Source organism: Rodentibacter heidelbergensis (genome assembly GCF_002000125.1).
GTDB lineage: Bacteria > Pseudomonadota > Gammaproteobacteria > Enterobacterales > Pasteurellaceae > Rodentibacter > Rodentibacter heidelbergensis.
This window is the reverse complement of sequence record NZ_MLHH01000011.1, coordinates 1-25,809: the sequence shown is the minus strand read 5'-3', so window position 1 is coordinate 25,809 and position 25,809 is coordinate 1. Positions and strand designations below refer to the sequence as shown.

22 protein-coding genes are annotated in these 25,809 nt (G+C 38.5%); 7 read left to right on the top strand and 15 right to left on the bottom strand.

The features are described from left to right. The first annotated feature begins 19 nt into the window (after positions 1–19). Positions 20–1,111 carry a metallophosphoesterase gene (locus BKK48_RS05605; protein ID WP_077427170.1) on the top strand — a complete coding sequence of 364 codons (1,092 nt, stop codon included), beginning with the start codon at positions 20–22 and terminating at the stop codon, positions 1,109–1,111. Positions 1,112–1,154: 43 nt separating this feature from the next. Here the strand turns inward: BKK48_RS05605 and BKK48_RS05600 are convergent, their stop codons facing one another. Beyond that, entirely contained in the window at positions 1,155–1,559 is a 405-nt protein-coding gene (locus BKK48_RS05600) for a helix-turn-helix domain-containing protein (RefSeq protein ID WP_077417968.1), read from the bottom strand. A 132-nt stretch (positions 1,560–1,691) separates the two neighbouring features. On the opposite strand from BKK48_RS05600, the gene BKK48_RS05595 reads away from it, so the two are divergent. After that, positions 1,692–3,185, top strand: coding sequence for a factor H binding protein domain-containing protein (locus BKK48_RS05595; RefSeq protein WP_077427169.1), 1,494 nt, complete (start codon positions 1,692–1,694; stop codon positions 3,183–3,185). Between the two features lie 182 nt (positions 3,186–3,367). Then, positions 3,368–4,792, top strand: coding sequence for a surface lipoprotein assembly modifier (locus tag BKK48_RS05590; protein WP_077427168.1), 1,425 nt, complete (start codon positions 3,368–3,370; stop codon positions 4,790–4,792). A 359-nt stretch (positions 4,793–5,151) separates the two neighbouring features. Here the strand turns inward: BKK48_RS05590 and BKK48_RS05585 are convergent, their stop codons facing one another. The 8 genes from BKK48_RS05585 to epmA form a co-directional block, all read right to left on the bottom strand. Next, complete coding sequence (locus BKK48_RS05585) at positions 5,152–6,240, bottom strand: DNA-binding transcriptional response regulator (protein WP_244154870.1); 1,089 nt, start codon at positions 6,238–6,240, stop codon at positions 5,152–5,154. Beyond that, positions 6,233–8,407 (bottom strand): sensor histidine kinase, encoded by a 2,175-nt coding sequence (locus BKK48_RS05580; protein WP_244154868.1) that lies wholly within the window; start codon positions 8,405–8,407, stop codon positions 6,233–6,235. The genes BKK48_RS05585 and BKK48_RS05580 overlap by 8 nt, the downstream gene beginning before the upstream one ends. After that, the gene (locus BKK48_RS05575) at positions 8,398–9,660 is read right to left on the bottom strand and encodes a DNA cytosine methyltransferase (RefSeq protein ID WP_077427166.1); all 1,263 of its coding nucleotides are present in this window, start codon (positions 9,658–9,660) and stop codon (positions 8,398–8,400) included. Before BKK48_RS05575 ends, BKK48_RS05580 begins: the two co-directional genes overlap by 10 nt. 275 nt (positions 9,661–9,935) lie before the next feature. After that, on the bottom strand, positions 9,936–10,883 hold the full coding sequence (arcC, locus tag BKK48_RS05570) for a carbamate kinase (protein ID WP_077427165.1): 948 nt from the start codon (positions 10,881–10,883) through the stop codon (positions 9,936–9,938). A 64-nt stretch (positions 10,884–10,947) separates the two neighbouring features. Next, positions 10,948–11,952: an ornithine carbamoyltransferase gene (locus BKK48_RS05565; RefSeq protein ID WP_077427164.1), complete on the bottom strand. Its 1,005-nt coding sequence runs from the start codon at positions 11,950–11,952 to the stop codon at positions 10,948–10,950. 152 nt (positions 11,953–12,104) lie between these two features. Beyond that, positions 12,105–13,469 (bottom strand): L-serine ammonia-lyase, encoded by a 1,365-nt coding sequence (locus BKK48_RS05560; RefSeq protein ID WP_077427163.1) that lies wholly within the window; start codon positions 13,467–13,469, stop codon positions 12,105–12,107. A gap of 35 nt (positions 13,470–13,504) precedes the next feature. Next, entirely contained in the window at positions 13,505–14,734 is a 1,230-nt protein-coding gene (locus tag BKK48_RS05555) for an HAAAP family serine/threonine permease (RefSeq protein WP_077427162.1), read from the bottom strand. Between the two features lie 225 nt (positions 14,735–14,959). After that, positions 14,960–15,943 (bottom strand): elongation factor P--(R)-beta-lysine ligase, encoded by a 984-nt coding sequence (gene epmA / locus BKK48_RS05550; RefSeq protein WP_077427161.1) that lies wholly within the window; start codon positions 15,941–15,943, stop codon positions 14,960–14,962. A 281-nt stretch (positions 15,944–16,224) separates the two neighbouring features. Between epmA and frdA the strand changes: the two genes are divergently transcribed. From frdA to frdD, 4 genes are read left to right on the top strand one after another with little or no spacing between them, the layout of a single operon-like run. After that, entirely contained in the window at positions 16,225–18,024 is a 1,800-nt protein-coding gene (frdA, locus tag BKK48_RS05545; RefSeq protein ID WP_077427160.1) for a fumarate reductase (quinol) flavoprotein subunit, read from the top strand. Further along, positions 18,017–18,787: a succinate dehydrogenase/fumarate reductase iron-sulfur subunit gene (locus tag BKK48_RS05540; RefSeq protein WP_077427159.1), complete on the top strand. Its 771-nt coding sequence runs from the start codon at positions 18,017–18,019 to the stop codon at positions 18,785–18,787. The genes frdA and BKK48_RS05540 overlap by 8 nt, the downstream gene beginning before the upstream one ends. A 9-nt stretch (positions 18,788–18,796) precedes the next feature. Next, on the top strand, positions 18,797–19,207 hold the full coding sequence (gene frdC, locus BKK48_RS05535) for a fumarate reductase subunit FrdC (RefSeq protein WP_077427158.1): 411 nt from the start codon (positions 18,797–18,799) through the stop codon (positions 19,205–19,207). Between the two features lie 12 nt (positions 19,208–19,219). Further along, the gene (gene frdD / locus BKK48_RS05530) at positions 19,220–19,564 is read left to right on the top strand and encodes a fumarate reductase subunit FrdD (RefSeq protein ID WP_077427157.1); all 345 of its coding nucleotides are present in this window, start codon (positions 19,220–19,222) and stop codon (positions 19,562–19,564) included. Positions 19,565–19,933: 369 nt separating this feature from the next. On the opposite strand, the gene ndk is transcribed toward frdD, so the two are convergent. The 6 genes from ndk to BKK48_RS05500 form a co-directional block, all read right to left on the bottom strand. Next, positions 19,934–20,356 carry a nucleoside-diphosphate kinase gene (gene ndk, locus BKK48_RS05525; RefSeq protein ID WP_077427156.1) on the bottom strand — a complete coding sequence of 141 codons (423 nt, stop codon included), beginning with the start codon at positions 20,354–20,356 and terminating at the stop codon, positions 19,934–19,936. An 8-nt stretch (positions 20,357–20,364) separates the two neighbouring features. Then, positions 20,365–21,669 carry an aminopeptidase PepB gene (gene pepB, locus BKK48_RS05520; protein ID WP_077427155.1) on the bottom strand — a complete coding sequence of 435 codons (1,305 nt, stop codon included), beginning with the start codon at positions 21,667–21,669 and terminating at the stop codon, positions 20,365–20,367. 104 nt (positions 21,670–21,773) lie between these two features. Then, complete coding sequence (gene rfbB, locus BKK48_RS05515) at positions 21,774–22,808, bottom strand: dTDP-glucose 4,6-dehydratase (RefSeq protein ID WP_077427154.1); 1,035 nt, start codon at positions 22,806–22,808, stop codon at positions 21,774–21,776. A 6-nt stretch (positions 22,809–22,814) separates the two neighbouring features. Continuing rightward, the gene (wbaP, locus tag BKK48_RS05510; protein WP_077427153.1) at positions 22,815–24,233 is read right to left on the bottom strand and encodes an undecaprenyl-phosphate galactose phosphotransferase WbaP; all 1,419 of its coding nucleotides are present in this window, start codon (positions 24,231–24,233) and stop codon (positions 22,815–22,817) included. Next, entirely contained in the window at positions 24,226–25,140 is a 915-nt protein-coding gene (locus BKK48_RS05505) for a glycosyltransferase family 52 (protein WP_143538808.1), read from the bottom strand. Before BKK48_RS05505 ends, wbaP begins: the two co-directional genes overlap by 8 nt. A gap of 16 nt (positions 25,141–25,156) precedes the next feature. After that, positions 25,157–25,809, bottom strand: a 653-nt coding sequence (locus BKK48_RS05500) for an EpsG family protein (RefSeq protein ID WP_244154866.1), incomplete at its 5' end; no start/stop codon positions are given.

Genomic DNA, 25,809 nt, shown 5'->3' with positions numbered 1-25,809 from the left:
GAGGAAAGCAGCGAACTTTATGGAATTCCGTTACTATATTATTTTTGCCGTAGCCATTATCAGCTTACAGCTCTTTATCGCCATTTTTAACCGCACCTTACATTGGCTTTTTGCCGGGAAACTTTCCCCCAAAGGCAAAAAATATCTCGCCTTCATTACTTTTGGCATCCCCAATGCCATTTTGATTGGGCAAATTCTGCAACTCTTTATGGCGGCACGAGCTATTGCCTTTATCCTCGCCTTATTACTTTTTTCCGCTTTTATCAGCCTCGGTATAGCGAGCATTCATTTTCTTTTCAGAAAAACAAAAATCATTACCAAAATTGACCGCACTTTACGCCTTGCCTATCCTTTTGCCTTGGCAGGATTACTCGGATTAAGCGTTTATAACGCCTATGTTCCACGCCTTGTGCATTATGACATCACATTAGATAAACCAATGAAACCCTTGAAAATTGGCGTGGCAAGTGATTTACATCTCGGATCATTATTTGGTGGAAAAGCCCTAGATAAACTGGCACAAATCATGGACGAACAAAAAGTCGATATCATCTTACTGCCCGGCGATATTATGGATGATAATGTTACCGCCTATTTAGCGGAAAATATGCGCCCTCATTTGGCCAAACTTCGTGCGCCATTAGGGGTTTATGCCACCCTAGGCAACCACGATTTCTTTGGACATCAAGAAGAAATCACCGAAGAAATCCGCCAAGCCGGTATCATTCTATTAAAGGATCAAGTGGCAACCATTAATGACGAGATCGTTTTAATCGGGCGAAATGACGATCTCGAAAAAAACCGTCCAAGCACGGCAACCTTATTAAAGCAAGCCCAAGCGGATTTACCGATTATCGTCCTCGATCACCGCCCTTCCGAAGTGGAAATCCATTCCACCTTGCCTTTTGATTTACAGGTTTCCGGCCATACTCACAAAGGGCAAATTTTTCCGGCAAATCTTATCACCACCCTCACCTACCGCATTGATTACGGCTTAGAAAAAATCGGCAACCCCTATTTTATGGTGACATCAGGCTACGGATTTTGGGGCATCCCAATGCGTTTGGGATCACAATCGGAAATCGTGATTATTGATGTGAAAGGGAAATAAAGAGCGGTCAAAAACGGGGATGTTTTATCCCCGTTTCCATTTCTTAATTTTGTAATTTTCTGAGCAACTCAAGCTCACGTTCCAAACCGTGAATAATTTTGTCTTTTTGTAGTAATAATTCGTCTTTGTGTGTCAGCATTAATTGCAATTGTTGAATGGCTTTTTCTAAATTCTCATTCCCTACGGCAAATAAGAAATTGTTAGAATTTGTCGATTCAACAACTGAATTATTAAAATAAATTTTCTCATTTTCTCCAAAAGCAAATAACTCACAAATATCCATTTCAAACACTTCTGAAATCTGTTCTAAACGTTGCAAGGTTGAACGCACTTCTCCCCGCTCAATTTTGGCATAGCCTGTTACTGACATACCCAATTTATCCGCCATATTTTCTTGAGATAATTGATGTTGTTCACGCAATTGACGAATTTTTTCATTAATTTTCATAATTTACTCTCATCATAAAAAGCTACCTTAATACGGTAACCTACTGTAATTAGTGGTTAATTGTACACAAATTAGTGCGAAATTATAATTCTTTTGGTTTTTTATCACATTATTATATTTAAGGAATCCAAAATGAAACTAAAAAATGTATCAATCGCAGCCGCACTTTTATTGGCCCTAACCGGATGTGGAAGCGGTGGTGGGGGTGGTAATAGTAATAGCACTTCTTCAACACCAAATAACGAGATTCATAATAATCAAACCACACAAGAGCAAGCCAATCAACAAATAGAATTGAATAAAATCAAATCTCAACTTGAGCAAGCTGAACAAAAAGTGGCAGATGCCACCAAACGTTTAGAAGCCGAAACCGCTAAAGCCAACAGAGAAGCCCAAGCAAAACAAGCGGTACAACAAGAACTCAATAACGCTAAAACGCAACTTGCTCAAGCTGAACAAAAAGTGGCAGATACCACCAAACGTTTAGAAGCCGAAACCGCTAAAGCCAACAGAGAAGCCCAAGCAAAACAAGCGGTACAACAAGAACTCAATAATGCTAAAACGCAACTTGCTCAAGCTGAACAAAAAGTGGCAGATGCCACCAAACGTTTAGAAGCCGAAACCGCTAAAGCCAACAGCGAAGCCCAAGCAAAACAAGCGGTGCAACAAGAACTCAGTGATGCTAAAGCAACGCTTGAACAGGCGAAAAAGGACGTGGCAGAAGCGACCAAACGTTTAGAAGCCGAAACCGCTAAAGCCACCAGTGAAGACCAAGCCAAACAAGCGGTGCAAAAAGAACTCAATGATGCCAAAGCAACGCTTGAGCAAGCTCAAACCAATTTAGCAACTGCTTTAGCTAATGCCACTAAGCAAGAACAAAAAATTAATGAATTTAATGAGCTGATAAAAGAAGTTGTTGGAAATCAACAAGGTGACGGTTCAACAATTGGCGGATATGCTAATACCCAGATTGATGATTTGCCAAATGGTCTAAATTCTGCTCCTTACGTTGTGATTTACGCTGAAGATGGGCAAGGGACAGTTTCAGGCGGTTATGCCACAATTTACAAGCAAAATTATTCTGTTGTTTATGGTCGGGATATGCGATTTTTCTCTGATTCTTTGAATGCCCCTAATAATTTTCGTATTGAGGAACGCGGATTTTCTGGTGAAAAAACAACGGCACTACCAAGCGAAGGAAATGCCACCTATAAAGGTAAAGCCTTTACATCCAACCCCGCAGCCATCATTCATAGCGGTGATTTAACCTATAACGTGGATTTTGCTAATCGAACAGGTTCAGGTAAATTGTCAGGTTTCAGTGGGATTGGTGACATCAATTTGGATGAAGGGCGTATCGGTAAAACAAATCATGGGGCAGGTCCGAATTATGGGGTTGCCTCAAGTGCCTCAATGGCGGATGGTACAAGAGGGGAATATGATTTAGTCTTCTATGGTCCAGATGCCGAAGAAATTGCGGGCAACGCCTATATGTATAAGCAATTAGATAACACAATGCGTGTCAATGGTGGCACGGCAAGGGAATACAATCAGAAAGATGAACAGGGTAATTTGATCCGGGGAACACAGCTTGGCTTTGGAGGTGTTCGTGGAGATATTCGATAATAATCTTTAACCTTTAACAAAATACCGTTTAAAGCAATTTAAACGGTATTCTTTTGCGATGTCGCAGTTTACACAAACTTAATTTTTTGATCTGTAGGGACACACTGCGTGTGTCCGCTTATAACATATTGAAATAATTTGATTTTATAACGGACACACGCAGTGTGTCCCTACTATTTATTATGAAAAAATTTGCTTATTTTCTACCGCTTGTTCCCTTTCTAGCTCAGGCTGAAACCGTCCATTTGCCCAAATCTATCTTCTTTGAAGAAACAAATGTGCCAAAATCCGAAGAACCCGAGCTAAAAACACCGAAAAAATCAACCGCACTTTCCACGCCCCAAATCGCATTAAATGAAAAAGATTCAATGCAAACCAAACTGGAGAAATTGATTAACTATGGTGTGGTAAATCAACAATGGGGATTATTAAAACAATTATTACCGCTCTATCAAGAACAAGCCCATTATGATGTCATCCTTTACCGCTACGCTAAAGGGGCAATGTTGCGGGCTGAACGTCAATATAGTGATGCCATTTCCCTTTATCAACAGATCGTGAATGAAAATCCCACACTGGCTTATCCACGTTTCGATTTGGGGGTGATGCTATTTGAAAATAAGCAATATCGCCAAGCCAAAACGGAAATTGAGCGAACAATGCCTGATTTATCCCCACCAATGAAAAGCCTAGCCCAACGTTATTTACAAGAAATGGAAAAACGCCAAAACTGGCAGGTAGACACCGAATTGCAATACACACAAACAGATAATGTGAATAACGCCTCCTCTCAACAAGAGATTATACTTGGCGGACTTCGTTTCAAAAAAGACGAGGAATCGTTACCACAAAAAGCGCACGGTTTCTGTTATAGCATTGGGCTAAATCGTGAAGTGAATCTCGCAGGTAATCATTTTGTGGCTTTCAACAGCTATTTCAACGGTGTGCATTATTGGGATAATCAGGATTATAGTGAAAAATCCTTATATGCGGCGCTAGGTTATCGCTATCGTTCCGCATTGCAATCTTTCGGATTAATGCCCTTTTTTGAGCAAAATTGGTTAGGTTCGCCACGTTATAGTAAAAATACTGGGGTAACTGCCACTTTTCACCAAGAATTGACCACGCTTTGGTCTATTTCCGGTTCACTTTCCCATACACAAAAACGCTATGCAGAAGCCAACGTGGCACGCCGACATAATGGTTATATTAATGGAGCAACCCTTTCATTCAGCTATCAAGCCAAGCCGAATTGGATCATCTTTGGCGGCATTGAAGGGAGCATTGATCAAAGTAAAGATAAAGCGGAATCTTCACTTCGTAGAGGGATCAATATCGGCACAATATGGCAAATCAAGGATTTTGCTATGCGTTTAAGCGGACGCTATGTGAAACGTGATTTTCGGGCAGAAAATTTCTATTTCCCCACTAAAAAACGACAGGATAAAGAATATAGTTTCAATGCCTCTCTCTGGCATTACAAACTACAATGGCAGGGATTTATTCCAAAATTGAATTATCGTTACCGTAAAATTGACAGCAATATTCCCGAATTTTATTCACGCAAAAGTGGGGAAATTTTTGTTTCCATTGAGAAAAACTTCTAAAAAGAGCGGTCAAAAACGGGGATGTTTTATCCCCGTTTTAATTTTTTAATTTTTTAATTTTTTAATTTTTTAATTTTTTAATTTTTTAATTTTTTAATTTTTTAATTTTTTAATTTTCCGAGTAACTCAAGATCACCTTCCAAGCTATGAGTAATTTTGTCTTTCTCTAGCAATAATTTGTCTTTGTGTATCAGCATTAATTTTAATTATTGAATTACTTTTTCTAAATTCTCATTTCCTACGGTAAATAAGAAATTGTTAGAATTTGTCGATCCAACTATTAAAATAAAAGCAATACCTCTCTCTATTTCCACATTCAAGTTAGTAGATTAAATGAAAATTATTTTGGAAGAAACTTCTTATTTTAAAAGTTCTATATCAATATCAGGCTGCCCCTGTCTTGCGTAGTATGATGAAAATCTTGAAACTATATCCTTTAAAAATGGAGCCGCAACTTGTATCACTAATTTCTCAAATGAATCATTAATCTGTTCTTTAGTATGTGTAGAAACTCTCCTAAAATTAATTACACCACCGATGTAAGGGGAAGAAAGGCTAGTTTCAGGTAGCCAATGATAATACAATGATTTCTTATTTCTATAAATCTTTTCCAATTCATTTTTCAATTGCTTTTCAGTAATTCCTTTAGGTAAAATTTCTTCTATAGACTGTATTTCAACTAAAAGAGCACGATCTGTATTACAACCGCCATTACTCCGTTCAGCCAGATCACAAACAGGATTCATTACGATGTAATACTGCTCCGATATCTTATCCTTAAGGATACAACCAGTATTAATTCGATCATTTACTGGAGGAGATATATACATTTCCTCAGGATAGCATGAACTAACGTCATTATCTAAATGATACAGGAGATGATTTAGAGTATATCTTAATAATGCTTTTTCTGTTCTAGTGGGATCAGATTCTGCATATTTAATCCAACTTTTCTTCTCACTATCATTTCCATCAGGAAAACTTTGAGTCAAGATATGGGTGAATATAGTTGTAAGCTTTCTTTCGATTATTCCTCTTCCGCCCATAATCTTGGTTAGTCCAGTACTGTAGATGTGTCCGAATTTTTTTATGATATCAGAATATGTAACATCCCCTCCCTTTTCGTATACTCCAATTAACGGAAAATCGTTCCGTTCAGCAACATTTGGAGTACCAGTCATAATCACAACAGGAATGCGATTAAAATTTTCTTTGATTCTCTTAATAACCTCATTTCCTTCAGCTCCTCCAGTATCAGTTAGTTTCATATCAATGATCGCACCATCAAAATCTGAGCTTTTCAACTTTTCTTCAGCTTCTATAAGACTTCCGCAAATTTTCAGATCAACCTTGACATCATTATCATCATTAAAATCACGTACTGCATCCTGGCAAAGATCTTGATCTTGTTTATGATCTTCAACTAAAAGTAATTTCATATCACTCATTATTTATATCCTTTATCTGTAATCTGAAATATGCCCCAGTATCTGACTGCAATGCTGTGAGTTTCAGACCATTACGCTCAGCCGCTTCTCCGGCAATAGCTAGACCTATACCGGTTCCCGCTGGTTTTGTACTGAATTGCGGCTCAAAAATTACTCCATCTTCAAGCAGAGCCGGTTCAATTCCGGGTCCGGTATCACGAAAATCAATATAGATAAGTTTATTATTTTCCGATTCTATATCTACTGTAATTTTCCGAGGATTCATTGAAGATTTTTCTTTTAGCCAGAACACACTGTTATCAATCAGATTAGTGAAAATAGCTTGGATATCCTGCTGCCAAGTTAAAAAAGTCAAATCATCATCACCTCTTATTTCAACTTGAATCAAGCTATCTTCTGTATCTTGGCGAAACACCTCAAAACATCTTTGAATTTCCTGTTTTATTCTTAATTCGTTAGGAGAAGCTCTTCTGCCTGAAGCTAAAGGGTCCAATCTTTTAAACAGATCAGAAAACGTAGCTGCATTTGATTCAACACCTTTGGCAATAGCAACTATTTCATCAATATTCTTTTTATCTCCTGTTTCTAGCAATTTTTTCTGAAATCTGCTAATACGAGGTACCTCATTACGAAAGTAGTTTAGAGGTCTTCGACCTTCATGCATAACAACCGTGATAATTTTACCTAATGTAGCCTGCCCCTGATAAGTTGCAACCGCTTGACGTATTTCTGCAACAGTTTTCTCCTTGCTTTTTTCTTCTCTGGAGATTAACGCAATGACTTCGTCAGCTGCCTGATCTTTCATGCCTTGATTAATCAGTTTTTTCCGTATTTCTTTTTTCAGGCTATCCATAGAAAAAAGTTTTTCCAACTCTCTTTCTACTTTAAGTGCAGGTTTACTCAAACCTGCTCTTCTTCTGTAGCTAAATCGACGTTCTTCTAATTTTCCAATAACTTTTTTCGTAATTTCCTTCAAATGTTCATAAGCCTGATTCTCACGTAAACCATCTCGGGCGCTTTTCTCAATTAAGCCAGACTGTTCCTCAGACTGAATGAGTACATAACCGATAACCTGATTGCTACCGATACGCTGTGATGGATTCTGGACACGCTGTTCATTCAATCTGAGCCAGTCAAACGCAGGATCTCCAAGAGGGCGGATTCGGAAACCATTACGATAAACACCAATACCATTGGAATCATTGAGTAATTGGCGAGCTTGAAGTTTACTTACATAGTTACCAAATTCATCTTTCAATCCTTTTTGAATTAAAGCATCAATTGATTCCGATTCACGATCATAAACACGTATATCGAAAGTTAAATCACCACAGCCAGTTTCCTGTTCTAGGTCTATAATGATTTCCTCTTTGATAGTATTTCTTGCTTTTTGGAGAGAATACATAAGCTTTCCCTGACCATCAGACGTAATTTTTCCTGTAATTTTATAATCAAAGAGTTCAAAAATAGGATAAGGCTCAATTAATTCATTGACATCGGAAATATCGGAAAAACCGGATATAGCCAATCGAATTTCAAATTTTTTATATTCCTCATTGAGGATACTTTCTGTAGGTGTCGGAGAAATTAATTTTTTCAGCTCAAATCTGAGCTTATCAAACTGTTTCTTGTTCCATTCTTCATAATTTGACTGGTTTCCTTTTATAGTTAATATTGTTCCTGAACATTCCGCTGACGGCTGAGTTTCTACCAGAATTTCAACATCATCCAAATATTCTGAATGCTCAAAGGTATCCCACTCAACAAAAACAGTTGTTTTTTCTCCGAAATTATCAACTGTTTCTAATAAGAGGTCAGTTCCCAGCACGGAGGCAGCATAACGCCCAATCCCCTTTCGCCCTTGCATAGTTCGCCCAGACGGGCTTATTTTACGTTCAAGCTTATCCTTAGTAGACGGAACCATCCATTTATTAATCACTGTATCCTGTGACATGCCATGGCCATGATCTTTTATCGTGATAGTATATCCTTTAGGATTATCTTCAGCTGTGAAACTTATTTCCACATCGGGAGAATCTGCATCATAAGCATTTTTAACAAGCTCCACAACTGCAGCATAATTGTCTTGTATAAGATCTCGACCTATTGTTAGTAAGTGGCGACCCGCAGGTCTTATTTTATACACTCCATTATCACTCATATCCATTTTTCCTTAAGTTTTTCAGCAATCTTTCTCGCCAATAGTACAGGAACAGCATTACCTATTTGCCGAAAAGCTGCTGCTCGACTTGGTTTTTCTGTTACTCCCTCAAAATAATAGTCATCTGGAAAGGTTTGTAATCTAGCGGCCTCCCTAGGAGTTAAGGAGCGATTCTGTCTTATATCAGGATGAATATAATAGTGACCGTCTTTTGATAAATGAGCCAATACTGTATGGGCAGCAGGTAGTTCTGCTGCCACGACTTTAAATCTATCAACAAATGAATTTCGATTATTATGAGTTTTTAAGTATTCAGGAAGATCGTCATATTCTAGTCGTTTTTTTTCTTTCATCCAAAGCTCAACTACTCTTCTATAAATTTCCAAATCTCTCTCATTGTGATTACGTGCCGTATGCCACGTTATAGGAAATCGATCATCTTTAATGCCCGATTCATACAACCATGTTCCTTTATAGTCTAATGTACTACATCCTCTACTGTCCCCTTCTCCAGCATGAAGAGGAGGGAGATCACTAAATACTTCACAAACCGAAACTTCCGGATTCCACAAAACTGGTTCGGGGTAAAAATCAATTTTTTTATTTCTGCTACCAACTAAAATAACTCTTCTTCTTGACTGTAATACGCCATAATCTCTAGCATTAAGCACACGATATTCGATCACATATCCTATTTCTCTAAATAATTGACACATTTCATCAAGATATAAACGACCATTTTGATCTTTTGCTGATAATAGACCTGTTACATTCTCAAATATAAAAAATTTTGGTTTATAACGTTTAAGAAACTCAACATAGAAAATATAAAGATAGTTTCTTTTATCTCCTAGCATACTATTTATATCACATGCTCGTCCCACTAAAGAATATGCTTGGCAGGGAGGCCCTCCAACTATAAGATCTAACTTATTATTTGCAAGTAAGTTATCAATAACTTCAAATAGCTCTGTCAGAGATTCTTCAGAAATTTCCTTATTAACTATCGAATTCATAATTCGATCAGGAACCAATTTATATAAATCATTTCTGCTGATTTTCCCTTTCAGGTACTCTACATAAATATTTTCCTTATTATTAGATTTCAACCAATGATACGCCATTCTCGTACGAAGGGTAAAGCAGGCTGCTTTATCCGACTCTATATGAGCTACAGGCTCAAAACCAGCTTGAATAAAACCTTCTGACAACCCTCCCGCCCCAGCAAATAAATCAAGAAAATAAAGCTTCTTTGACATAAAAACTCCCCTTTTAACTAAACTGGGTAATAAATACTGTTTAGTCACTATGTTAGTGGAGAAATTATACTAGGTTAAAATAAGCAATCAATGAAATTTATCTCTATATCATCTAGACTATAATAGCTATCAATATAGATTGCTATATAAAATCCGAGAGAATAGGTTTGTTTGCGACCTAGTATCTCTAAGCTATTTAATTCCACTGTAAACTGAGTAACGTAGTTTCTTTTTTGATGTATAACTCAAAGAGCGTTTACAAAGATTGTGGTTATCTAGCCCCCGAACACAATACCTTCAACGCTATTGGTTACCCTTGTGCCGGCTTCGCCTTTGACAATGCGTTCAATGTCGTTGAGTGAGCCGATAACGGCATCTTTGCCGGTGGCGTTGACAAAGTTGATCACGGCTTTCACTTTCGGCCCCATAGAGCCTGCGGCGAATTCAGCTGCAAGATTTTCTAACGCCTGTGGGTTGGTTTTGGCTATTTGTTTTTGATCCGGTTTATTGAAGTTCACGCAAGCGGCTGAAACATCGGTGGCGATGATAAATAAATCAGCCTCTAATTCTTGGGAAATGAGGGCGGTGCATAAATCTTTATCCACCACCGCTTCAACGCCCTGTAATTCACCTTGTTCATTATAATAGCTTGGTATGCCGCCACCACCGCCACAAATAACAATATTGCGATTGGCTAATAAGGCTTTCACAGAACCCATGCCTGTCACAGATTGTGGTAAAGGGCTTGGCACTGCACGGCGATAATATTGTCCATCAGCCATCACTGTCCAACCTTTTTCAGCCGCTAATTTTTCCGCCTCTTCTTTGGTATAAACTTGTCCGATGGGTTTACTTGGTTTTTCAAATGCCGGATCATTAGGATCTACAACCACTTGGTTTAATACCGTAATGGTTGGGGTTTGTGGCAATAAATTGGTTAATTCTTGTTGCAACATATAGCCGATCATTCCCACAGTTTGTGACACCAATACATCTAACGGATAGGGTTCAATTTTAGGATCTTGTGCGTAATAAGCCGCGTGTTGTAATGCCAGCAATCCAACCTGTGGCCCATTGCCATGGGAAATCACAAGTTCATTTTCTTGTTTAATTTTTGCCAATTGTTCTGCCGCAATGCGAATATTGGCAGACTGATTTTGAGCCGTCATCGGCTCCCCTCTTTTTAATAGGGCGTTTCCCCCTAGTGCCACGACAATTCTCATTTTCTTTCCTTTCAATTCATTGATAAAAAAATAGCACCGTTCATATTAACGATGCTATAACGCATTATGCCAGACTGGCTACCATTACGGCTTTAATGGTGTGCATTCTGTTTTCCGCTTGTTCAAAAGCCACATTAGCCGGCGATTCAAAGACTTCCTCCGTCACTTCAATGCCATTTGCCAATTGTGGATATTTTGCTGCGATTTCTTGCCCGACTTTGGTTTCGCTATTATGGAATGCCGGTAAGCAATGCATAAATTTCACTTTTGGGTTACCCGTGCGTTTCATTAACTCCGCTGTTACTTGATAAGGCATCAGCATTTCGATACGTTCTCCCCAGGTTTCAAGGGGTTCACCCATAGAAACCCATACATCCGTATGCACAAAATCTACCCCTTTGACCGCCAAATCAATCTCTTCGGTTACGGTAATTCTCGCACCGGATTGTGCGGCAAATTCTTGGCACATTTTCACCAGCCCCTCTTCCGGTAATAAGGCTTTCGGTGCACAAATTCGCACATCCATTCCCAATTTCGCCCCAATTAATAATAACGAATTCCCCATATTATTACGAGCATCGCCAATATACACATAGCTGATTTGGCTGAGTGGTTTCTCGCAGTTTTCTATCATCGTGAGGACATCGGCGAGCATTTGGGTCGGGTGAAACTCATCGGTTAAACCGTTAAATACCGGTACACCGGCATATTGTGCCAGCTCATTGACGACCGATTGTTTAAAGCCACGATATTCAATGGCGTCATACATTCTCCCTAATACACGAGCAGTATCTTTCATGGATTCTTTATGACCGATTTGAGAAGAAACCGGATCAATATAAGTGACATGTGCGCCTTGATCATAAGCCGCTACTTCAAAAGCACATCGGGTTCGGGTTGACGTTTTCTCAAAAATAAGGGCGATATTTTTTCCGATTAAGCGAGGCTGTTCTGTACCGGCATATTTTGCTCTTTTTAAATCTCTCGCTAAATCTAACAAAAATCGAATTTCACGCTCAGTATGGTTCACTAAGCTCAACAGATGTCTATTTTTAAGATTAAACGCCATGCGGCTCTCCTTATTTGTGTATTGCATCAAAATCGGGCTATTCTAACAAAGCAACCGTTTGCCTTCAATGTGAAGATGAGATAAAGGGAAAAGAAGAAGGGGAAAAAGTGCGGTCAAAAAATGGGGAGATTTTCTCTCCCCATTTTCAATGATTAACAAACAATTTTCACCGCTAGCCCGCCTTGTGAGGTTTCACGGTATTTGGCATTCATATCTTTGCCGGTTTCGTACATGGTTTCAATCACTTTATCAAGGGAAACCCGAGGGTTTGTTGTACGGCGTAATGCCATACGGGCCGCATTAATGGCTTTTACCGAAGCGATGGCGTTACGTTCAATACAAGGCACTTGAACTTGTCCTCCCACCGGATCACAGGTTAAGCCTAAATTATGCTCCATGGCAATTTCCGCCGCGATGCACACTTGCATTGGATTTCCACCAAGGATTTCCGTTAATCCGGCGGCGGCCATTGAACAAGCCACCCCCACTTCACCTTGGCAACCGACTTCAGCACCGGAAATGGACGCATTCATTTTATACAGCGAGCCTATCATACCTGCCGCTAATAAATAACGTTCAACGGTTTCTGAGGTTAACGGTGAAATAAATTTATCATAGTAAGCCAATACAGCCGGAATAATACCACAAGCGCCGTTTGTCGGCGCAGTCACCACCCGACCGCCTGCCGCATTTTCCTCGTTTACCGCCAAAGCAAACATATTGACCCAGTCAATCACACGCATTGGATCGTTGGATAAATTCGTGTTGGCTTCTAACATACGATATAAAGAAGCGGCACGGCGAGGTACGCGTAAAGGCCCCGGTAAAACCCCTTCGGTATGCAATCCGTGATCGATACAGGCCTGCATGGTTTTCCACACATTGTCTAAATGGGCGCTCACCGCTTCTTTTCCGTGCAGGGCAATTTCATTTTCAAGCATTACCGTTGAGAACATTAAGCCATTCTCACTGCAATGTTTTAAAATATCTTCTGCATTTTTATACGGATAAGGCACATTGATCGCACTTTTTTCCTCTTGTCCGAAATGAGCTTCATCCACAATAAAGCCACCACCGATCGAATAATAAGTTTGACGGTAAAGTACTTGACCTGCCGCATCCAGTGCGGTGATCGTCATCCCGTTTTCGTGCAATTTCAAAAACGTGCAGTGAAAAATGAGGTTGTTGTCAAAATCAAATTTCACGGTCTTTTTGCCCTGAGCAATAGACAATTGGGCAGTTTTTTTCACGTTGTCGATAAAATGTGGAATAAGATCAATATCCACATCATGAGGGAGATAACCGGCAAGTCCCATAATGATCGCAATGTCGGTGCTATGCCCACGCCCGGTCATGGAAAGAGAGCCATACACATCCACTTGAATTTCAGTGGTTTGTTCAAATTGCCCTCGTTCAATTAAATCATCAACAAATTGTTTACCCGCTTTCATTGGGCCAACAGTGTGGGAACTGGAAGGCCCAATTCCCACTTTAAACATATCAAATACGCTAATCATAAATTTCCTACTAATAAGCGAAATAAAACAGCAGATTATAACAATCCATAGACCACAGCAGAGATAGCAATTAATCCCATTACAGTGACAAAGACATTACTAAAACGACCTTGATAACGTTTCATTGCCGGTACTTTGCGAATAGCATACATTGGCATAATAAATAAGATCATGGCAATAATCGGGCCACCGAGGGACTCAATTAAACCGAGGATGCTTGGGTTGATAATCGCCACACCCCATAAGGTGAGTAAAAAGAAAAGTGCGGTCGCATAATTTAATTTTTTACGATTCACCGCTTCCCCTTTCATTTTGAGGTATAAGCCTTCCAAACCTTCACGAGCACCAAGATAGTGACCGAAGAAAGAACTGGTGATCGCTAAGAATGCCACTAATGGGCCAAAATAAGAAATGTAAGGATTATCAAATTTATTGGCTAAGAAAGACAAAATACTGATGTTCTGTTCTTTTGCAGCCAGTAATTCTTCCGGCGTTAAGGTTAAAACACAGCTAAACACGAAGAACATCACAAAGAAAAGTAAAATGGTAGAAGTGCCTTTTTCAGTGTGTTCAATGTGACGTTCTGCACGGTCAAACTCTTTATATTCACGATATTGTGAACAAGCAAAGGAAGAAATGGCCGGAGAGTGGTTGAAAGAGAACACTAAAACCGGAATAGTTACCCATAGCGTGGTAACAAAACCGCCTACCGTTGGCATTTCACGCAACATTGCCCCGTTCCATTCAGGAATGAGATAAATGGATAGTGCGAATAAAATAAGCACAAGAGGATAAACCAACAATTCTGTAATTTTCAGCATCACTTTTTCATTAAAAAGCATCACTGAAATTAAGATCGCAATTAAGACAAAAGAAAGCAATGCACGATTAGGCGATGCCATGCCTAATTGATTGACAATGAAAGAATCCACGGTGTTGGTGATACCGTTACCGTAAATTAACAAAATAGGGAAAATAGCGAAAAAATAAAGGAGAGTGATTAATTTGCCGGCTGTTTTACCAAAATGCTCTTCCACAACTTCAGTAATATCACTTCCCGGATTTTTAGAAGAAAGGACAAAATAGGCCAATCCCCGATGGGCAAAATAGGTCATCGGCCCCACCAAAATAGCCATGATCACTAACGGCCAAAAGCCACCCATTCCCGCATTGATTGGCAGAAAAAGTACCCCTGCCCCCACAGCTGTTCCAAATAAATTTAACATCCATGATGCATCAAATTTGTTCCATTTGATTTTTTTCATAATAAATACCTTAAAACAAACAAGTAAAAAAATAGTCTCAATTTTTCAGGAAGATACCTGGCAAATTTGGAGCGAATAATAGGCGTTTATTGAATAAAACTCAAAGGTATTTTTTAAGAAATGTGATCAAGATAACTATTTTATAAAAGGCAAATCATTGATGTTTTATCTAGATCAAAGTGCGGTTAAAAAAACATCATTTTCTCACCGCACTTTAGGGAAAAATTAGGCATTTTCAATGGAAAAAGAAATCACCTCTTTGATGCTAGAAGCCTTTAAAGCAATCATAATCAGGCGATCAACACCCAAGGCCACGCCCGATGTATTGGGTATACCTGCTTGCAAGGCACTGAGAAAACGTTCATCAATTGCTCTCGTTGGCAAACCGAGTTTTTCACGCTGACGGTTATCTTGCTCAAAGCGGCGGCGTTGTTCGTTTGCATCGGTTAACTCATGGAAACCGTTCGCTAACTCTAAGCCTTTGTAGTAAAACTCAAAGCGTTCAGCCACTCGCTGATCTTCCATACTTAGTTGTGCCAACGCTGCCTGTGAGGAAGGAAAATGATAAATCGCAACCGGGGCATCTTGTCCAATTTGAGGCTCGACCACCTCGCTAAATAAAAACTGCAACAAGGTATCACGCTCTTCATCTTCCTCTGCCATAAAGTGGTGTTGACGGGCCGCTTCAACTAATTCTTTACGCGTGGCAGAAAGGGGATCAAGCCCCACATATTCCTGAAAAGCAAACTGATAACTCATACTCTCTGCCGGTTTACAATCAAGAATTTGTTGAAGTAAGTCATCCACTTCATTAATCAAACGATACATATCAAAATGCGGTCGATACCATTCCAACATGGTAAATTCCGGATTATGGCGATTACCGGCTTCTTCGTTCCGAAAAACTTTGCTGATTTGGAAAATCGGCCCACTGCCTGCCGCCAATAAACGCTTCATGTGGTATTCAGGACTGGTGGAAAGCCAAAGTGTTTTTGATAATTCATCAAAAGGGGCGGTAAATTCGGTGTTAAAGGTCGAAAGATGAAGATCAGTCACCCCAAATTCACTCAGCACGGGCGTTTCCACCTCAAGCAACCCCCGATCAGTAAAAAAGCGGCGAATATCTGCCATGATTTTGGCTCGTGCCAATAAATTCTCCATGGAGGCGGAAGGTTGCCATTGAGTGGATTCAAGGGAAAGTGCGGTCATTTTTTTCTCTGTTTTTTAATTTTCAATTCGGTGAGTTTGCTCATTTTAAACGAGACAATTCATCAACTCAACTTTGCTGTTTTTTAGGAATAGCCCTCTCCAAATAAAAAACCTTCTCATTTGATTTCCTTAGAAAAATTAACTTTTTTGAGGTAGATCACAAAATGAGTAATTTCTCTGAAATTCCACAGAAAAAAAGGTTATTAATTGATAAAAAAGTGGCACAATGCGTTAATCCCTTTTGGGTGTTTTCTTTTTTATTAAATTGATTGGAGGATATCGTGCAAACAGTTAATGTCGATATTGCGATTGTTGGTGCAGGTGGTGGCGGTTTACGGGCAGCAATTGCAGCAGCAGAAGCAAATCCTAACTTAAAAATTGCATTAGTTTCAAAAGTGTACCCGATGCGTAGCCATACTGTGGCGGCAGAAGGCGGTGCAGCAGCGGTGATCAAAGAAGAAGATTCTTATGATAAGCACTTCCAAGATACCGTAGCCGGCGGTGACTGGCTATGCGAACAAGATGTGGTGGAATACTTCGTTGAGCATTCTCCGGTAGAAATGACCCAGTTAGAACGTTGGGGTTGTCCATGGAGCCGTAAAGCCGATGGTGATGTGAATGTCCGCCGCTTTGGTGGAATGAAAATAGAGCGTACTTGGTTCGCTGCCGATAAAACCGGTTTCCACTTGTTACATACCCTTTTCCAAACTTCAATACAATTCCCTCAAATTCAACGCTTCGATGAACATTTTGTCTTAGATATTTTAGTGGATGATGGGCATGCTCGTGGTATGGTTGCCATGAATATGATGGAAGGCACATTGGTTCAAATTAACGCCAATGCTGTTGTGATTGCCACCGGCGGTGGTTGTCGTGCCTTTAAATTCAACACTAATGGCGGCATTGTGACCGGTGATGGTTTATCAATGGCCTATCGTCACGGTGTACCACTGCGTGATATGGAGTTTGTACAATATCATCCAACCGGCTTACCGAATACCGGTATTTTGATGACGGAAGGATGCCGTGGTGAAGGCGGTATTTTAGTCAACAAAGACGGCTATCGTTATCTTCAAGATTATGGTTTAGGACCAGAAACTCCAATCGGTAAACCGGAAAATAAATACATGGAATTGGGGCCTCGTGATAAGGTTTCTCAAGCGTTCTGGCAAGAATGGAAAAAAGGTAATACGTTAAAAACCGCCAAAGGTGTGGATGTAGTTCATCTTGACTTACGTCACCTTGGTGAAAAATATTTGCTTGAACGTCTTCCATTTATTTGCGAATTATCCAATGCATACGAAGGGGTAAACCCGGTGAATGAACCCATTCCGGTTCGTCCTGTTGTTCACTATACCATGGGCGGTATCGAGGTGGATTTCAACAGTGAAACCCGTATTAAAGGCTTATTTGCTGTGGGTGAATGTGCCTCTTCAGGCTTACATGGCGCAAATCGTTTAGGTTCTAACTCCCTTGCCGAGCTTTTGGTTCTTGGTCGTGTGGCTGGTGAATATGCCGTACAACGTGCCGTTGAAGCCCAACCGGCAAATCAAAGTGCGGTCGATGCTCAAGCGAAAGATGTGGTTGCTCGTTTAGATGCCCTTTGCAAACAAGAAGGCAACGAATCTTGGTCTGAAATCCGTGACGAAATGGGTACAGTGATGGAAGAAGGCTGTGGTATCTACCGTGACCAAGCAAGTATGCAAAAAGCCGTAGATAAAATTGCCGAATTAAAAGAACGTTATAAACGTATTCGTGTTGCAGACAATTCCAGTGTGTTCAATACCGATGTCCTTTACACCGTTGAATTGGGTTATATCCTTGATGTAGCACAATCTATTGCAAATTCTGCGATTGAACGTAAAGAATCTCGTGGGGCACATCAACGCTTGGATTACACCGAACGTGATGATGTGAATTATTTAAAACACACCCTTGCTTTCTACAATGAGAATGGTGCACCACGCATTGAATACAGCCCGGTAAAAATCACCAAATCTCAACCTGCAAAACGTGTTTACGGTGCGGAAGCAGAAGCTCAAGAAGCGGCTGCGAAAGCTAAGGAGCAAGCAAATGGCTAATTCACCAGTAATGAATGTGGAAATCTTGCGCTACAATCCTGAAAGCGACCAAGCACCACACTTAAGCACTTATCAAGTGCCTTATGACAACCAAACCTCTTTACTTGATGCGTTAGGTTATATTAAAGATAAACTTGAACCTTCCCTTTCCTATCGTTGGTCTTGCCGTATGGCGATCTGTGGTTCTTGCGGAATGATGGTTAACAACAAACCAAAACTGGCTTGTAAAACTTTCTTGCGTGATTACAGTGGCCATATGCGTATTGAACCATTATCCAACTTCCCAATTGAACGGGATTTGGTGGTGGATTTAAGCCACTTTATTGAAAGTTTGGAAGCGATCAAACCTTATATTATCGGTAATGAAGCACCACCATTAGATGGCAAACCTCATCCTTCGGCAGAATTGGCGAAAAGCCGTACAAAACAAACACCGGCACAGCTTGAAAAATACCGTACTTTCTCTATGTGTATCAACTGTGGGTTATGTTATGCCGCTTGCCCGCAATTTGGTTTAAATCCAGAATTCTTAGGGCCTGCCGCCATTACCATGGCACATCGTTATAATCTTGATAACCGTGACCACGGAAAAGCACAACGTATGCCATTGTTAAACGGTAAAAATGGGGTGTGGAGCTGCACTTTCGTGGGTTATTGTTCTGAAGTCTGTCCAAAACATGTGGACCCGGCTTCTGCAATTAACCAAGGTAAAGTGGAAAGTGCCAAAGATTATGTTATCTCGATGCTAAAACCAAAAGGCTAAGGGGGAAAAATGTCAGTAACTGTAAGTAAACGCAAAAAATATATTCGCCCAATGACGGCTACTTGGTGGCAAAAATTAGACTTTTACAAAGCCTATATGCTGCGTGAAGCTACCTCAATTTTTGCCGTGTGGTTCTGTATTGTTCTGCTTTATGGCGTACTCTGCCTCGCCAGTCATCCGATTCCAGGACACGGTATTTTGAGTTTTATTGAATTTTTAAGAAACCCAATTGTGGTGATCTTAAATATTCTGACACTGGTCGCCACGCTTTACCATACCGCCACCTATTTCTTGATGACACCAAAAGTGATAAACATCATTGTTAAAAATGAACGTTTACCACATCATGTCATCAGAAATGCACTTTGGGCTGTCACTGCGCTTATCAGTGTGGTTGCATTAATTTTAGTTTATCTCTAAGGGAGAGAAAAAATGGTTGATAAAAATCCAAAACGCTCTGGCGAACCACCGGTGTGGTTACTTTTCGGTGCAGGGGGGACTGTAAGTGCCATTTTCTTTCCTGTGGTGATTTTAATTTTAGGGTTATTACTCCCCTTTGGTTTAATCGATCCGGCAAACTTAGTCACTTTTGCCTATTCTTGGATCGGTAAATTGGTGATTCTCGTGCTCACTATTTTCCCGATGTGGTGCGGTTTACACCGAATTCACCATGGAATGCACGATCTTAAAATCCATGTGCCGGCAGGTGGCTTTATCTTCTATGGTTTAGCAACTATTTATACCATTTGGGTATTATTTGCGGTAATCGGTTTATAAGAAAACCAAAAAGAGAAATAGCGAGTTTTTACACTCGCTATTTTTTTATCTAAAAATTAGACACTGTAAATAAATATAGTATCTAAAAAGAAAGATTGGTAGAATGTTTGCGGTTTAGGTGAAAACTTAAACTAGGTGGGTCTGCTAACAGGCCCACCAGTAGCAGCTAGTGGGCTTGTTGCAGACCTTGTGATTCATCTCATCAAGGAGATAATATGAAACGCTATTTGCGATTGAGTATTATTGTTCTGCTCTGTTTACTACTAGTCGGTAGTACTACTGGTTTATAGCAGATCATTTACCTTAAAGCACCTAGACGGGCATCTAGGTGCTTTTATTATAAGCACTTCACTTATTTTTTCAATGAAATTAATATTCACAAATTTCCGCATCTGCAAAAAAATAAGCGATTTCTCGATTCGCACTTTCTACGCTATCCGAACCATGTACAGAATTTTCAGTTTGGCTTAACGCAAAATCCTTGCGAATCGTGCCTTCTGCCGCATTTTCTGGATTGGTCGCACCAATCAATGTGCGGTAGTCTTTTATGGCATTGTCTTTTTCTAATACGGAAACCACCACCGGTGCTGATATCATATACGCCACTAATGGTTCAAAAAATGCTTTGCCTTGATGTTCGGCATAAAACCCTTCAGCTTGTTCTCTTGTTAAATGCACCATTTTGGTGGCAGCAATTTTAAAACCTTTTTGCTCAAAGCGAGCCAAAATCGCCCCGATAAGATGACGTTTCACCGCATCGGGTTTAATAATTGAAAGTGTTCTTTCTGTCATATTCATCCTCACTGTTCTGATTTTGACAATAATAAATTTGCTAATGTTTGCACGCCAATACCTGTTGCCCCCACGGCCCATAAATCACTGGCCGATTTACGATAAGTGGCGGAACAATCAATGTGTAACCAATTTTGTTGGTAATTTTTCACAAAATAGGAAAGAAATGCGGTAGCCGTACTTGCCCCCGCCCCCACCGGCACTGTCCCAATATTGGCAATATCCGCAAAAGAAGAGCTAATTTGTGAGCGATGGAACGCCTCAAAAGGCAAACGCCAAAAGGCTTCATTTTCAACCTTGGCCGATTGGAAAAGCGCTTTGGCAAGTTCATCATCCATCGTTAGTACCGAGTGGTAATCATTGCCTACCGCCACCTTCGCCGCACCGGTTAATGTGGCACAATCAATTATCAACTCTGGGTGTTGATTATCCGCTTCAATTAACCCATCTGCCAGCACTAAACGCCCTTCAGCATCGGTATTTAAAATCTCTGCGGTCACGCCGTTTTTATAGGTAATGATATCGCCTAATTTGAAAGCATTACTACTCACTAAGTTTTCAGCACAGCATAAATAGAGCTTCACTCGTTGCGTTAATCCACGTGCAATCGCCAAGCCTAAAGCGCCTGTTAATAACGCTGCACCGCCCATATCCGTACGCATCGTGCTCATCCCCTCACTGGGTTTAATACTATATCCACCACTATCAAAAGTGATGCCTTTACCCACCAAGCAAGCCAGCACCGGGGCATTCGGATCTTGTGTCGGATTAAAATCTAACTGCAACATAGCAGGAACATTCGCCGAACCTTTGCCCACTGTCCAAATGCCTTGATAACCTTGAGCTTCCAATGCTTTCCCAGAAATAATCTGAAAATTGACCGCACTTTTCTCGGAATAATGCTCTGCTTGAGCAGTAATAAAAGCGGCTGCCCGTTCTGCCAATTTCATTGGCGTAAGTGTTTGTGCCGGTTCATTAATTACTTCTCGAACAAAATCACTACATTCAATACGGGCTAATAATTCATCTTGTAAATCATGCTCCAAATGCGGAAACTCAATGGCATAATCCTGTTTTGCCGTATAAAACCCTTGATAAAAGGCCCAACAAAAATCTAAATTCCATTCCTCACCGACTAATTCCACCTCTTTGATCCCCTGCCCTCGCAACTTGCGTGCAGCACGTTGTACCAAAGTGCGGTCATTTTTTTCATGATTTTTTAAGTGAATAATCGCTTCTTCACCATTAAAACTGAGTATCGCCCCTTTCCCCCAACTCTCCGATGCCGGACGATGAGAAAGAATAATCTCCATTTTTACCTCCCTTTATAAAATAAAAAAACCGGTTAGCGAACTATACCAGTTTTTATGCGGGAAGATAATCTTAAATGTATTTATTTTATCAGCTAAACACCTAGCTATTTTCTATTGTGGTATTTCCCTAATTGAAATTGTTGCATATACCATTCTAGTGTTTTCCTTAATCCTGATTCAAAAGTTTCTTGTGGTTTCCATCCCAATTCACGACCAATTTTTGTAGCATCAATGGCATAACGCACATCGTGTCCCGGGCGATCTTTTACATAAGTAATTAAGTCTTCGTATTTGTTCACAGTTTTCGGTTTGTTTGGTGCTAATTCCTCCAACAAAGTACAAATAGCATGAACTACCTCAATATTCGTTTTCTCATTATGTCCGCCAACATTATAAATTTCACCAATTTTTCCTTGCGTCATAGTTTTATAAAGTGCCTTAACATTATCCTCTACAAACAACCAATCTCTAATTTGCAGACCATTACCATACACAGGAAGAGCCTTTCCCTCCAAGGCGTTTAATATCATTAGCGGAATGAGTTTTTCAGGATATTGATATGGTCCGTAATTATTAGAACTATGTGTGATAACAACAGGCAAACCGTAAGTTCTATACCATGCACTAACTAAATGATCGCTTGCTGCTTTTGATGCAGAATAAGGGCTGCTTGGTTTATAAGGAGAATTTTCAGTAAATAGTGTTTCTTTATTTGCTAAATCACCATAAACCTCATCAGTGGAAACATAAAGAAAACGAAATACAGATTTTTTCTCATTGCTTAAACCATTCCAATAAGCACGAGCGGCTTCCAACAAAGTATAAGTGCCGACAATATTGGTTTCGATAAAGGCAGCCGGGCCATCAATAGAACGGTCAACATGACTTTCTGCTGCCAAGTGCATAACTGCATCAGGCTCATGTTGTTCAAATACTCGGGCAAGCGCTTTTGCATCGCAAATATCGACTTGCTCAAAAGCATAACGTGGATTATTTTCCACCGAATCAAGTGATTCTAAATTGCCCGCATAAGTCAATTTATCTACGTTGATTACACTATCTTGCGTATTTCCAATAATATGACGAATAACTGCAGAGCCGATAAAGCCTGCTCCGCCTGTGATTAAGATTTTTTTCATCTATCGTTAGTAAGCCCCATCCCTTTTCAGCACAACATTCACCGTTTTAAACAAAATTGCAATATCATTCCAAAGAGACCAATTTTTTACATACCAAGAATCAAAATAAACCCGAGTTTCATAGTCGACATCATTTCGTCCACTTACTTGCCATAAACCTGTCATCCCTGGTTTTGCCATCAAGTAGTAGTCAACATCTTCTTCGTAGCGATCTAATTCATCTTTGATAATTGGGCGAGGACCAACTAAACTCATTTCTCCCTTTAACACATTAAATAGTTGTGGTAATTCATCCAAACTGGTTTTACGAATGAAAGCCCCAATTCTTGTAATACGTGGATCATTTTTGAGCTTGAAGTCCCTATCCCATTCTGCTTTTGCTTCAGGATCTGTCGCTAATAAATGTTCTAAGACTTCTTTGGAATTAACCACCATTGATCTAAATTTTAAACATTTAAATACTTTACCATTTTGACCGATTCTTGGGTGCCCATAGATAGCGTTGCCTCCATCTTTTTTAACTGCATAATAGAGATAAATAAGAACAGGAGAAAGAAAAATAATAATAGCTAAAGATCCCAAAATATCCATTGTTCTCTTTAAAATACGAGAAGATAACTTAGCCAAGTTATTATTCATTCGTAATAACATTATTTCATAACTAAACATAAAAGACATATCAGTACTATATAAAGGTAATCCTCTTAATGTAGGTATTACTGAAACCGATCTATACCCATTTGTAGAAAAATAACGAATCCAATCATTTCTCTCTATTTCTTCATTATCTTCTAATGAAATAATAAACTGATCATTTTTTGAAATTATAGATTCCTCAAATATTTTTTCTCCTGAGAAAATTGGAATATTAAGCTTTTTTACATCATCACTTATACAAGTAATTGAAATAAAATGAGAAATATCCAATCCTAGATAAGATTCATCTTTTAAGGCTAGATAAGTATCAAATGCATTATTATTTGCTCCTACTATGATAGTATTTCGAACAAACCACCCTATCTTAATAAGAAATTTTTTAATAAAAACATGAGAAAAAGGAAAAAGGAAAAGTGTTACACTCCAAGTTATTAACCATAGATAACGAGAAAAATACAATTTAGAAAATCCGATAATTGCTAATTCAAAAATAGCAAAAATAGCAAGTGTTCTGAGAATTTCTTTTAATTCAAACCAAAATGGTTTTCTATAAGTATAATGTCTTAATCTTATCGCAAACCATCCAATACAAAGGAATCCTAAAAAAACATGAATATACATTCTTTCATATATTTCATAAGATGGCAAATATTGCTCATACCCATTATAGAAAAAAGATAATATACATAATGATAATAAGAACGAAACATTAAATATAATAAAATCAAATAATAACAATATAATTTTTGATAGTAATATTTTATTCATACTCTATGTTCCCAAATCTTGCTAATAGCTTAGGATGAATTTTAGTTCCGTAAAAATCAACATTTTCTTTAGAATAAGAAAAGACTGCAGTAGAAAAAAGTGTTACCGCTTTATCAAAATTTACCCCAAGCACATCTAATATTTCAGAAGGATAAGTTTCATTAAATACTGTAATCTCAGGGAAGTATTTTGAATAGTCTGTTTTTTCTCTAGGATGCGGCTTAATAACTAATTTCGATGGTTCATACTTAGAGATAATATCTTTATATAAAGATATTTTTTCACTTTCACTTAATATATTATCTTCAGATAAAGGTTGAGTAAACAATACTGTTGACTTACCATTCAACTGATTCAGTTTATACTTATCTACATTCAATAGATGAAAAATTTTATTTTTCTCATCTTCTGTTTTTTTATTCCATAATTCTTTTATGTTAATAAACTCTACTTTATCCTTAATACAATCTGGAACATTTTCTTTTTTAGTTAAATAAATTTTAACTACGTTTTTATGCATTCCAAATTTTGGCAATGAACATAATTTATTTTTCCAACTTCTTTCATAATTCTTAAGCTGATAATTTTCAGTACCATCTTCAATAAGATAGAATTTGTAGCGTTTTAGAAAAAAAGCGGATCCTAGAATATGATCAGCACCATAACAAATAACTTCTTCCTTATTTAACTTATTTTTATATAATATGTATAGCATAGAAAACTTAGATATTATTTTCTTTAGTACAAGCTCTAGAATACTCTTTGGAGTAGATAATGTATAAAATCTATTTTTTTCGAGTTTAATATTTTTATCAGATAAAAAAAATAAATCACGATCAGATACTCTATTTATTAATAGAAACAAAAAAAGCATCCTTAAATTACTAATAAAAATAACTCTAATCATAATAGAAATCCATAAGTCAATTAAAAAAAGGATAAACCTGATATGGTAAATAAGTAAATCTATCATATATTGGATGTCTCTTTTGAACATCCTTTACAACCATAGAAAATGAGAAAATAACAACATACAATAAAACAATAATAGAATTATTTCTTATCTTAAAATTATATATTAGTTTTGGGAAAAACATTACATACGATACCAAAAACATACCTGATACCCTACTCGCCATGACACCAACATTTGAAAAAATAAAATAAGAACAAATGTATAATATTAATATATTTGCACAAATAGGATCTAGCTTTTTATAAAACAAAAGTAACACTACTAATACAATAACTCTTTGAAAATAAGCTATGAAAGATATTTTTAAATTTGGATCATGAGCATTAAAATAGTAATGATAAACTCTTCTGATTGCTCCTATATCAGGAAACCTATCAAATAAATACTTTATAGCAATCCCTATGAAGTCAAAGTATGAAATTGCCAACGATAAAAAAACTATAGTTAATAAGAATAACACACTATAATTTTTCTTAACAAGAAAATATACTGGAAGAAGTATAACTGCAATTTTATGAAAAGCTGTAGACAAAATCACTAATATAAAATATCTAAATAATTTATTATCATAAATATAAGAAAATGCATAATAAGCTATAC